7 protein-coding genes are annotated in these 12360 nt (G+C 56.6%); 3 read left to right on the forward strand and 4 right to left on the reverse strand.

Features of this window, described 5'->3' with window-relative positions; all coding sequences use genetic code 11:
• Positions 1-11 precede the first annotated feature (11 nt).
• From WCS52_03185 to WCS52_03195, 3 genes are read left to right on the forward strand one after another with little or no spacing between them, the layout of a single operon-like run.
• A complete protein-coding gene (locus WCS52_03185; GenBank protein MEI6166174.1) occupies positions 12-1022 on the forward strand; it encodes a metallophosphoesterase in 1011 nt (336 codons plus the stop codon).
• Positions 1019-2491, forward strand: a complete 1473-nt coding sequence (locus WCS52_03190; protein MEI6166175.1) for an aryl-sulfate sulfotransferase — start codon at positions 1019-1021, stop codon at positions 2489-2491. Before WCS52_03185 ends, WCS52_03190 begins: the two co-directional genes overlap by 4 nt.
• Complete coding sequence (locus WCS52_03195) at positions 2478-9764, forward strand: DUF1566 domain-containing protein (protein ID MEI6166176.1); 7287 nt, start codon at positions 2478-2480, stop codon at positions 9762-9764. Before WCS52_03190 ends, WCS52_03195 begins: the two co-directional genes overlap by 14 nt.
• A gap of 57 nt (positions 9765-9821) precedes the next feature.
• On the opposite strand, the gene WCS52_03200 is transcribed toward WCS52_03195, so the two are convergent.
• The 4 genes from WCS52_03200 to WCS52_03215 form a co-directional block, all read right to left on the reverse strand.
• Entirely contained in the window at positions 9822-10904 is a 1083-nt protein-coding gene (locus WCS52_03200) for an alkene reductase (protein MEI6166177.1), read from the reverse strand.
• 139 nt (positions 10905-11043) lie between these two features.
• Complete coding sequence (locus WCS52_03205; protein MEI6166178.1) at positions 11044-11328, reverse strand: BrnA antitoxin family protein; 285 nt, start codon at positions 11326-11328, stop codon at positions 11044-11046.
• Complete coding sequence (locus WCS52_03210) at positions 11325-11624, reverse strand: BrnT family toxin (protein MEI6166179.1); 300 nt, start codon at positions 11622-11624, stop codon at positions 11325-11327. The genes WCS52_03205 and WCS52_03210 overlap by 4 nt, the downstream gene beginning before the upstream one ends.
• 192 nt (positions 11625-11816) lie before the next feature.
• Positions 11817-12359: a tRNA (cytidine(34)-2'-O)-methyltransferase gene (locus WCS52_03215; protein ID MEI6166180.1), complete on the reverse strand. Its 543-nt coding sequence runs from the start codon at positions 12357-12359 to the stop codon at positions 11817-11819.
• Between the last annotated feature and the right edge of the window lies 1 nt (position 12360).

Consider the following 12360-nt stretch of genomic DNA (forward strand, 5'->3'; position numbering starts at 1 on the left):
AGGATAAGACGATGTTACGGATACTATTCACGGTCATGTGTTGCGCCGCCGGGGTGTTTGCAGAGGGAACGGCCCCCGCGTTCCTTTTTACGATCACCGCCGACTCTCATCTGGATTACAATACTGACCGTGGGTTGTATCAGCGGACGCTGGTGACGGCCTCTGCAGACAAGCCTGTGTTCCACATTGATCTGGGGGATACGTTCATGAGTGAGAAACTCGCGAACCGGGAAGAGGCGACCAGGCAATACCTTGATCAGCGCCGATATTTTGACCTATTGCAGGTTCCAGTTCATCTGGTGCCGGGGAATCACGATGGGGAAAGCGGCCGGTATCTCGACGGCACGACCAATAATCTTGCCATCTGGTCTCGAGCCATGCGTCAACGCTATTTCCCTGATCCGCTTTGCGCCAGTAATCATAACTATTATGCCTGGGAGTATGGAAACGCCTTGTTCGTCGTATTGGATCCCTACTGGTATACCCCTCGCCTGCGTCGTGACGACTCCAACTGGAAAGTGACCCTGGGTTCAGAGCAGTATCAATGGCTCAAGCATACGCTTGAGGCAAGCCAGGCGACGTTCAAGTTTGTCTTTATTCATAACCTTGTGGGCGGGTTGGACCGGCAGGGTAGGGGTGGTGCCGAGGCGGCACCGTTTTATGAATGGGGCGGCAAGAATGCGGATGGGACGGACGGGTTCAAACAAAATCGTCCCGGCTGGCCCATGCCGATTCACCAACTGCTTGTAAAAAACAAGGTGTCCATTGTGTTCCATGGGCATGACCATCTCTACGCCCGGCAGGAACGCGATGGCATGGTGTATCAGGAAGTGCCCCAGCCCGGTGATCCCCGGGGCGACACCCGGAGCGCGGCGGAATATGGTTACCTGAGCGGCAGGACCCTGGGGAGTTCCGGTTATCTCCGGGGCGCTGTCTCCGCACGCGCTATCAGGGTCGATTACGTCCATCCTGACGGGGCTGTGGCCGATACCTACTCAATGCCAGCAGGGAGCACATTATGAAAACCGCACTGATCAGTTATATGTTTCTCGTGACGGTGGCTTTCGGCTACGAGGCGTTTCAGGGGCCCACGGAACTTCTCTATTGGGATAAAACACAAACGGCCGACGGGTACACGTTTTTCGGCGTCCGTGGCATCAGTTACCTGGTCGACATGGAAGGCCACGTGGTTCACACTTGGCCGGTCGGTACCAACCCGCACCTGTTGGATAATGGCAATGTCCTTGATGCCTCGGCGGATGACCCGAGCGGGTTCGGCGGATTCAAGGAAGTCAGCTGGTCGGGTTCCAACGTCTGGTCCTATACGGAAAGCCGCTCCACTTACGTACCCCATCATGATTTCGTGCGCATCTTCAACCCGAAGCTCAATGCGTATACGACCCTCTACATTGCCAATAAGACCATTTCCTACAACGAGTGCATCGCGGCCGGGTGCGCCACCAATGTCAATGCCCCTTATACCAACGCGCAGATGGATACGATTGTCGAGGTCGACATGAGCAGCAACATTGTCTGGGAATGGGGCTTCTACGACCATCTGGCCCAGAACCTTTACCCTGCCAAATCCAACTACGTCGCCTCCCTCGCCAGTGCGCCCGGACGCCTCAACGTCAACCTGCCGGGCCGTCCCGTCCAGCGTGACTGGCTCCATTGCAACTCCATGGACTACAACCAGTCCCTGGATCAGATTGTCATCAATTCGGTAGGCGGCGAATTCTACGTCATCGACCATGGCAAAACCTTTGTCAGCAACAATCCCGCGGCCAGCATCGCGCTGGCGGCCAGCACCAACGGCGACTTCATCTACCGGTTCGGCGATCCTGCCCGATACAACCAGGGCAACTTCCCCTCCCTTTTAACCAATTGGACTGAATCCTCTTCCGGTAATAAACAAATCGGCGGTGCCCACCATGTCAGCTGGATCCCCACTAACTTCCCGGGCGCCGGGAACCTGTTGATATTCAATAATTCCCAGAACCTGTTTGAGCATACGCAGCAGTCCTATGTCCTCGAGATCAATCCCTATCTGAACGCCAGTTCCAATAATGTCGGTACCTACGTCAATCCCCCGGATGCCGGCTATTTTACCTGGCAGCCGAACCGTCGCACTGACAAGGCCCCCCGGCTCTTGTCCAGTCAGATTGTTTGGTTCTACCATTCAAAGGCCGTCCACGGCATGTTCAGCCACATTGGCAGCAGCGCCCAGCGCCTGGCCAACAGCAATACGCTGGTGTGCGCCGACACCGAGGGACATATCATTGAAGTTACCCCCGCTGGCGAGCCTGTGTGGGAATTCATCAATCCGGTCAGTTCGGACGGCATCCTGAAATTCAAGCGCGATACCTGGCCCATGGGGAACTCCATCTTCCGGGCCTTCCGCTACACCACTAACGATCCGCCTCTTGCGGGCCGCACCTTAATTCCCGGCAGCACCATTACAGGAAGGACACCCTCTTATGTCACGCCATGAAATCAAATCAATAGCCCTTCGGAAATCCGGCGTTTTCCTGCTTCTCGCCTGCCTCACTCTCCCTGTCAGTGCGTACGAGCGCCTGCAAGGTCCCACCCAGCTGCTTTACTGGGATAAAACCCAAACCAGTGATGGCTACACGCTATTTGGCGCCCAGGGAGTCAGCTATCTCCTCGACATGGAAGGCTATGTCGTCCACACCTGGCCGCTCGGGATCAATCCCCGCCTGCTGGATACCGGGAACCTGCTGGATGCCGGTAATGGTGATATCGATGGCTTCACGACCCTGAAGGAGTTGGACTGGACCGGTAGCAATGTGTGGTTCTACACGGAAACCCGGACTAACTATTTCCCGCACCAGGATTTCCTGAGAATCTACAACAAGAAGCTCGGGACTAATACCACCCTCTATATTGCCAACAAAACCATCACCTCTAACCAATGCATCGCGGCTGGTTGCAATCCTGCGAATGGCGCTTATTCCGATGTTACCGTAGATGCCATTGTCGAAGTCAATCCGGCCGGGACTGTTGTCTGGGAGTGGTTCTTTTTTGATCACGGGGTTCAGGATTTCAGCGCCTCAAAATCCAATTATGTAACATCGGTCTCCAATGCGCCCGGAAAGATCAACCTGAATCTGGCAGGGCGCCCCCTGACCAACGACTGGCTGCACTGCACCTCGCTCGACTACAACACCAATCTGGATCAAATCGTCATCTCCGCCGAGGGGGGTGAATTCTACGTTATCGACCACGGCAATACGTTCGTCAGCAACAATCCGGCGGGCAGTATCGCGCTGGCGGCCGGCACGGCCGGTGACTTCATCTACCGGTTTGGGGATCCAGCCCGCTACGGCCAGGGGAGTGCCCCCTCGATCCAGTTGAACTGGACCACCTCGATCACCGGCAACAAGCAGATCGGTGGGGTCAGCCAGGCCAACTGGATTCCACCCGGGGTGCCGGGGGCCGGTCATTTTCTTGTCTTCAACAATGGACAGGACTTGTTTGAGACCACCCCGCAATCCTATCTCTTCGAAATCAATGGCTACCTGAATGCGAGTACCAACGACACCGGTTCTTATGTGAATCCGCCCGCTGCCGGCTATAACATCTGGTCGGCCCCGGGCCACGATACCGACAAACAGAAAAAAAACATCTCACGCCAGGTCACGGCCATAACCTATTCAATGGCGAATCAGGCCTTTTTCAGCCCTATCGGCGGTAGTGCGCAACGCCTTTCAAACTCCAACACACTCGTTTGCTCCTCCAGCGAGGGCCATCTCTTCGAAATCACCCCATCCGGATCCGTCGTCTGGGAATATATCAACCCGGTAACAACCAACGGCATCATTGCCTATAAGCGGGATGACTGGCCCCTCGCAAACCCGGTTTGGCGCGCGACCCGCTACAGCTCGACTCACCCAGCTCTGTCAGGCCGCACCCTTGTCGGCACGAACACCATCACCGGCGGGGCGGCGTTTTATATTTCCACACCCACCATCAACCATATCACCGTGTCCCCGGCTGTCCCTGCCGCGACTAACACCGTTTGGGTCACGGCCAGCGTCTCCACCAATAGCCCCCTTGCGGCGGTATCCCTCATCACCATCATCGGCAGCACCACCAATACCATTCCCATGGCAAGGACAGGCGTCGTTTACGGAGCCACGATTCCGGCATATGCCACCGGCACGCGGGTGCTTTATTATCTCTCGGCTCAGGACGAATTCGGCAATGCCACCAACAGCCCTGCAAATGCCCCCTCCAATGCCCTGTCTTATACCGTCTACCAGAGCGTCATGGCCGCAGGGGGCACTCTCACTCAGGTGGTCTCGGGCCTTAACTTCCTGGAGGGCCCGGTGGCCGATTCCAGCGGCAACATCTTCTTCTCGGATATTACTGCGGATTGTATCTTCCGATGGTCGATCGCCAACCAGCTCTCTCTCTTCCTCACTAATTCCGGTGGTGCAAACGGGCTTGCCTTCGATCCAGCCGGGAACCTGCTCTCCTGTGAAGGCGACAATGGCCGGATCTCCTCCATCACCCCTCAAACGAATATCTCGACATTGGTCGGCACCTTTGGCGGTCAGCATTTCAATGAACCCAATGACCTGTGGGTGACCCCTGCCGGTAAACTGTATTTCACCGACCCTATTTTTTTCGGGCACACCAACATCCAGAGCGGGGAGCATGTCTATCTGTTCGACCCGGCTACCAGTAACACCACACGTGTGGTCAGTGACATGATTAGACCCAATGGTCTGGTTGGCACACCTGACGGCAAGACCCTCTATATTGCCGACTGGGGCGCCAGCATGGTTTACTGCTACAGCATCAATAACGACGGTACGCTATCCAGCAAAACACTGTTTGCGAATGTCCAGTGCGACGGCATGACCCTGGACAGCGAAGGCAACCTCTATCTGGCAGAAAAGGCCGTACTGGTCTTTAACGCCAGCGGCAACCAAGTCGAGCAAATCAGCGTGCCCGGTGTCGAGCGCCCAACCAACCTGGAATTCGGCGGAAGCGACCGCAAGACCTTGTTCATCACCACCGACTCAGGCTCACTATATTCCCTCCGGATGCGCCTTATGGGCGCTTCCAGCGGGCCAAGCGGCACCAACTCACCCGTCATCACCGCAGTCACCCTCACTCCCGCTGCTCCAACCAGCAACGATACCGTCTGGGTGACGGCCGCTATCCATGATGATGACGGCATCGCCTCAGCCTCGTTGCTCTATGGAACGGGATCAGGCGGAAGTCTGGCTACAAACACTGTTTTCACGGAAACCATGCGATATTCGCCCATTAAACCCTGGACCGGTGATGGTTGCGACAATATGTGGACCGTAACCGCTATCGGCGGCTCACCTTTCGAGCAAAGAGCTGGCGCGAACTATGGCAGCGGTAACACCAACGGCATGGAATTCAAGATCGGCACCATCAATCTCACGGACTCCATGATCGTCCCGACCAGTCCCATCGATACCCGAGGCAACTCCGGGTTCATTGAATTCCGCCTTCAGGCACTTTCCCAGGCCGGTACCTCAGGCTGGACCCTGCAGCTCAATAGTGGGACCGGATTCGTCACAAGGCTGAGTGAATTGACCGGCAGCAACCACACCTGGCAACTCTATCACTACGACCTCCAGACTTCAGAACTCGTCAGCAATCTGGCGATGCGCTTCCAGTTCTGCGGAGGATTGACCGACAACCGGGTGGACCTGGACCAGATTTCTGTCAAAGTCCTTTCCGGGGTATCCAGTTGGACCAATACCATCCTCTATGATGATGGCTTTCATCAGGATGGCGCGTCCGGTGACGGCATTTATGGGGCCTCCATTCGCACCTACCCGTCCGGCACCACCGTTCACTATTACCTGTCCGCCATGGACAATTTAGGGGCCAGTACCAGTAGTCCCGCCGGCGCGCCCTCCAGCAATTACGGCTATACTGTCAGCACCCCCGCGCCAACCAATGTCTCCAGCCTGCTGCATTTGCCCGATACCGGCCAGACGACCGATTATACGTCAACGTACGGCGAGGACTCCGACTACACGATCCATCCCCCCGCCTATACCGATAATGGCGATGGCACCATCAGCGACAAGGTCACCGGCCTCATGTGGCAGCAGGGTGACAGCGGCACCCAGACGTGGGAAACTGCTGCCAATTATCCATCCACGCTGACCCTCGGCGGCTATTCAGACTGGAGGCTCCCCACCAGCCATGAGCTTTACAGTATCATCCGCCAGGGCGCCAGCAATCCCGCTCTCAATACGAACTATTTCCCGAGCACCGGCGCGGAATACTGGTGGAGTCGTGACACGCAGGCAAACGACTCCAATGTCATCTGGGTTGCCAATTCCGGCGGCGGCATCGGCAACCACCTCAAAACCGAAGCCGTAGGCGCAGGTGGCACCAGAAAAATCCACGCCCGCTGCGTGCGTGGGGCGTCCATTCCCGCAACCCAGCACCATTTCACCGATAACGGTAATGGCACCGTCACGGACACCGATACCGGGCTAACCTGGCAGCAAGCTGAGATTCCGGCCACGAAGAACTGGGAAGGCGCCCTTAACTACGCGCTCACCAACCTGCTCGGCGGCTTCAGCGACTGGCGGCTCCCTAACATCAAGGAGTTGCATTCCCTCAATGACGAAACCTTGGTGTTGCCTTCTGTCAGCGCTGCCTATTTTCCCGATATCACCTCCTCCCGCTACTGGTCTTCAACCAGCCTCCATGGCACGACCAACCAGGCTTGGTTCCTCGATTGCCAGTATGGCGTCACCAGTTACGCCGACAAGGGTTCAAACTATCTTGTCCGGCTCGTGCGGGGTGGACTGACTAATATCGCCAGCACGTTCACCGCGACATTTGTCCGTATCCCCGGAGGCACCTACCAGATGGGGGATCATTTCAACTATATCGATCCCGGCCATCCGACAGATGAACTTCCGGTCCATCCTGTCTACATCAGCCCGCTCTACATGGCCACTACCCTGGTCACGTGCCGGGAATACTGCGATTACCTCAACACCATGCTCTACCAGGGCTTGATCGAGGTGCGTTCGAATTTCATCTACGCCATTGACGGAACCAACATCTACAGCGACACCGTAGCCTCCTATCCCTACAGTCCGATCCAGTATTCCAACAACACCTTCGTCGTCCGGGAGAGCCGTGACCTTCACCCCATAACCGGCATCCGCTGGTTCGGTGCCATCGCCTACTGCAACTGGATCAGCCAGAACCAGGGCTTAACTCCCTGTTACACCAATGTGGCCGGCGATACGGATTTCACAAAAAACGGATACCGCCTGCCCACGGAAGCGGAATGGGAATACGCCGCACGCGGCGCCCATACCAATCCCTACTGCATCTTCCCCTGGGGTAACGACTCGAACATCGACGGCGCACGGGCCAACTGGTCGGATTCGGGCGACCCATACGAGTCCGGTACCTATCCCCATACCACTCCCGTCGGCTTCTATAATGGTGCGCTCAGGAGTAAAGCGGATTTCAACTGGCCTGGCAGCCAGATCACCTACCAGACCCGCGATGGCGACAATGGCTACGGGCTTTACGACATGTCAGGGAATTGCTGGGAATGGGTCAATGACTGGTACAAAACTGACTATTATACGAACTGCGTGACCGGCAATATCATCTCCAATCCACCCGGCCCCACCATAGGCTCCAACATGCCTGATGGCACCCCCTGTCGTGGCCTGCGTGGCGGCAACTGGTACAATGGCGGCGGACAGACTTATTACGGCCATGGCCGGGTCGCGAACCGCGATCCTTCCTACTTCCGCGGTCCCGATCCCGCCACCGGTCTCGACGATCCCAATGGCGCCTGGTTCCATGTCGGGTTCCGTATCATGCGTGCTGAAAAGCTTACCCAGACAGTCGGCCTGTTCCTGAATACCACCAACGCCTATCCCGGCTACACCCTGATGGCTCCCATGCACCAGACCAACACCTACCTCATTAACAATGAGGGGCAATACGTCCACAAGTGGACCAGCACCTACGAACCGGGCCGCGCCTCCTACCTGATGGAAAATGGACACCTGTTCCGGGCCTGTATGGTGACCAGCGGCGGCCCCTCCACCGGTGGCGGCGAGGGCGGCCGCATTGAGGAATATGACTGGAGCGGAAACCTGGTGTGGGCCATCGACTACTACAGCACATACTACATTCACCACCACGACTTCAAGGTGCTACCCAATGGTAATGTCCTGATGCTCGTGGCCGAAAAGAAAACACTGGCCGAGGTCATGGCGGCCGGTTTCAGCACCAACTTGCTGGACTCCAGCATCTTTACCCAGGGCTATATGCTTCCCGATTGCCTGGTCGAAGTGATTCCCACCCGGCCTTACGGCGGAACCGTCGTCTGGGAATGGCACATCTGGGACCATCTGATCCAGGATCAAAACCCCTCGAAGTCGAACTACGGGGTGGTTTCTGCCCATCCTGAGCTCCTGGACGTCAACGGACCCGGTATCAAGATCCCGCAGTTCTGGAATCATGTAAACGGGATCGACTATAATCCGCAACTTGACCAGGTCATGCTCAGTTTCCGGGGAAATAATGAGTTATTTGTGATTGACCACAGTAACACCACGGCGCAGGCCGCCAGCCATGCCGGTGGGCGCTACAACAAGGGTGGCGATATCCTTTACCGCTGGGGCGACCCCGAGCAATATGACCGGGGCGCCAGTACCAACCGGATCCTTTACCAGCAGCATCATACCCACTGGATTGCAACCAACTGCCCCGGCGCAGGCAACATCCTGATATTCAACAACGGGATCGGGCGCGGTTATTCAGCTATCAATGAGGTCGTCCCACCGGTGGATGTTGCTGGGAACTATAGCCTTTCCTTGAATGTTGCTTTCGGGCCCAGCACGGCCGCCTGGACCTATACCAGCAGCCCGGTTTCCAACTTCTACTCTTCGGAAATTTCAGGCTGTCAACGCCAGCCGAACGGGAATACCCTCATCTGCGAAGGTATCAAGGGGAAGTTGTTTGAAGTTACACCCGCAGGTCAAACCGTCTGGCAATACAACTCTCCTGTTTCCACCACGGTAATGGCCCAGGGTACTATTCCGCCGACGGATGAGGCCCGTACCGACCAATTCATGAATGCGGTTTTCCGGGTGTACCGCTATCCCACCAATTATCCCGGCCTCCAGGGAAAAGACCTGACGCCGCGAGGCACGATTGAAACCTACACCGGCACCACTACCGACACCACGGGGCTCGGTATTCCCGACTCCTGGGTCCGCGCCCATTTCGGTAGCCTCTCCGCCGTCACCACCAGCAGTGACCATGATGGGGATGGTGTCAGGGATGTTCTGGAATACCAGTATGGCATTATCCCAACCCAATGGTCATCGGCTACGAATGGGATTCCCGATGGCTGGGCTATTCAGTATGGTTTTGATCCCACGCTGGCCGGTATCGCCAGTCTTACAAATCTCAATGGATTCACTACGCTCGACTCCTATAATGCCGACCTTAATCCGACAAACCCTGCCTCCCGTCTGGCCATTATAAGTGTCGGGGTGGTCACAAATGACTTCGATCTGGTCTGGATGGGAGGCACAAGCGCTTTCCAATACGTTGAGTGCGCCGTGGATTTGGCCTCCAATCAGTGGACTGTTGTATTCACCAATATGCCGCCAACGGGCATCACAAACGGGGTTGTGTGCCCTGGGATTGGCGCAGGCAGCAATCAATTCTTCAGGATCAGGGCATTCAGGTGATATCAACCTGAAAAGGCATATCCCGCCTTTGCAGTCGCCTCATGGCCGACGACCTTCTCAGGAGACGGGATAATCCGTATAGCCCTTAGGGCCGGGGGTATAGAACGAAGACATGTCGGGGGTGGCTAAAGGGATGCCTGCCTTGAGCCGCTTCACCAGATCCGGATTGGCAATGAACGGCCGGCCGAAGGCTATGAGATCTGCCGCGCCACTCTTTAAATCCGCTTCTGCACGGTCCCGATCATAGCCGCCAGAGAGGATGATGCGGCCCCCCGCGGCACGGAACTCGTGGCGCATGGCGTTGACGGTCTCCGGCTGGGGCTTCGGCGCGCCCATCGACGAGTGGTCGACCAAATGAAGATAGGTCAGGCCAAGACGGCCCAGCGCTGCCGACAAAGCGGTATATTGTTCCGCGATTCCCGCATAGGCACCGCCCATGTCATTGAATACGCCGTACGGGGAGAGGCGGATCCCGACGCGGGCGGCCCCGATGGCGGCAATGACTTCCGTCGCAATTTCCAGGGCGAAGCGATTACGTCCGGTATGGTCCCGGCCATAGGCATCGTTCCGCTGATTGGAAACGGGATCAAGGAACTGATTGATCAGGTAGCCATTGGCCCCGTGAATTTCAACCCCGTCAAAGCCGGCGGTGATGGCATTGCGTGCCGTCTGGACGTATTCAGCAACGGCCTTCCGGATATCATCGGGGGTCATCTCGCGCGGCAGGTCATAGGGCTGCTCGCCCTGGGCGTCGGTCCAGATCTTCCCCTTCACGGCGATCGCCGATGGGGCCACCAATTCTGCGCCTGGCGGGAGATTGAGCTGATGGCCCACCCGTCCGCCATGCATCATCTGGAGAAAGATCCGTCCGCCCTGGTCATGGACCCCGGCGGTCACCTGCCGCCACGAAACGGTCTGCTCGGTAGAATAGAGGCCGGGAATACGGGCATACCCCAGGCCGTTGGGCGAGGGCGAGGTTCCCTCCGTGATGATCAAGCCGGCACCGGCCCGTTGGGTATAATATTCGGCCACCAGTTTGCTGGCCAGGTTGTCAATGGCCCGGTTGCGGGTCATTGGGGCCATGACGATGCGGTTCTTCAACTCAATGACACCCAGCTTGTATGACTTGAACAAATCCATTGGAATCTCCTTGAGAGGGATTGACGTTTGATAGGTTGTATGAAGAAGTAGTATCCAGAATTCAGGAGTCAGAAGCCAGAATAATAAAACTATTTGAAGAAAATCACGCGTCAGTATCCTCGAAAAGGACTGATTCGGCTCATGCTGTCTTGGCATGACCATGTCGCAACTCAGCCTCAACCTTTTCAGCTAAGAATACTTTGAGCAGCGATTGGTAAGGTACGTCACGCTTGTTGGCCAAAACTTTAAGCGCTGCAATTATCGATTCAGGCAAACGCAATGAGATGGTCTTGGTGGAGGGCTTTAGATTCGGGAACACCGCCCGCTTCGCCCGGGACCAATCAACATAATCTATGGAATCATGGTTCGCCCAAAACTCCCGTTCTGCATCCTCGTTCTTGAATTTTGGAATTTGCTTCTTCATGACCTGTAAACCTTTCTTTCCTTACGGCTCATATCCCGAGCCGACACAACGCGCAATTTTTTGCCACGGATCGTAAACGCGACAAACAATTCCCGACTTTCATCCGTCTGCCCCAAGGCAAAGAAACGTTTCTCGTGGTGGGAATGCGCATCATCCTCCCCGGCAAGCAGCGGAGAATTGAAGAACACCTGTTCAGCCTCAAATGGGGTAACGTGGTGTCCCTTCCAATTCTTCTCGGCATTCCCCCCGGTCCAATCGAACCCCTCGAAATCCGGCACGTTTACCAGCTCTGTCATGTCAGTAATGTATACGATGGCGGTATACGCATCAAGTTGAAAGTTCTGCTCACATCGAACTCCTCCCCGCCTCCGGGGCGGCGTTGAAGTAGTAGATCCGGGAGACCATCGTTCGCCGGGGACGTCGAACGCCACCTGTGCTTCGCGCGGAGTTTCACGGGAAAATTAATCCAACTTCCGGAGTGCGCTGATTTAATGCACAACCCTCGTAATGCTTGTTGTGCAATGCTTTTTCGATATTTGGCGCAGGGCCTCGTACACCACGATGGCGACGGCGTTGGCAAGATTGAGTGAACGGACGTGGTCAGTCAGGATCGGGATGCCCAGGGTATTCGCCTCATTGGCATCGAGCAGTGCATCCGGCAGCCCTTTCGACTCGCTGCCGAAAACCAGGGTATCGCCGGCGCGATAGGTGACCTCGGTGTAGGCGCGTTTGGCGCGGGTGCTGAAGTAGAAGCAGCGGGGTGAGCTCTGGCTGGCCTGAAAGGCGGCCAGTGAGGCGTGTCGCGTCATATCTACGGAATCCCAGTAATCGAGGCCCGCCCGGCGCACATGCGCGCTGGTGAGTTGAAACCCCAGGGGTTCGATCAGGTGCAGGCGGGTCCCGGTGGCGGCGCAGAGCCGGGCGATATTGCCGGTGTTCGGGGGGATTTCCGGCTCGACCAGGGCAATATTCAGAGGTGGGCTGGGCCACGTCATGGGCAGCGAATGGGAACGGTCATGGGTATGTTTCATG

The organism is bacterium (assembly GCA_037128595.1).
In the GTDB taxonomy this organism is placed as follows: Bacteria; Verrucomicrobiota; Kiritimatiellia; order CAIKKV01; family CAITUY01; genus JAABPW01.

Bases quoted from the DNA above. Each gene is read 5' to 3' on its own strand.
- WCS52_03205 (MEI6166178.1), bottom strand. From the start codon at position 11,328: ATGAAGAAGCAAATTCCAAAATTCAAGAACGAGGATGCAGAACGGGAG.
- WCS52_03215 (MEI6166180.1), bottom strand. From the start codon at position 12,359: ATGAAACATACCCATGACCGTTCCCATTCGCTGCCCATGACGTGGCCC.
- WCS52_03190 (MEI6166175.1), top strand. From the start codon at position 1,019: ATGAAAACCGCACTGATCAGTTATATGTTTCTCGTGACGGTGGCTTTC.
- WCS52_03200 (MEI6166177.1), bottom strand. From the start codon at position 10,904: ATGGATTTGTTCAAGTCATACAAGCTGGGTGTCATTGAGTTGAAGAAC.
- WCS52_03195 (MEI6166176.1), top strand. From the start codon at position 2,478: ATGTCACGCCATGAAATCAAATCAATAGCCCTTCGGAAATCCGGCGTT.
- WCS52_03185 (MEI6166174.1), top strand. From the start codon at position 12: ATGTTACGGATACTATTCACGGTCATGTGTTGCGCCGCCGGGGTGTTT.
- WCS52_03210 (MEI6166179.1), bottom strand. From the start codon at position 11,624: ATGACAGAGCTGGTAAACGTGCCGGATTTCGAGGGGTTCGATTGGACC.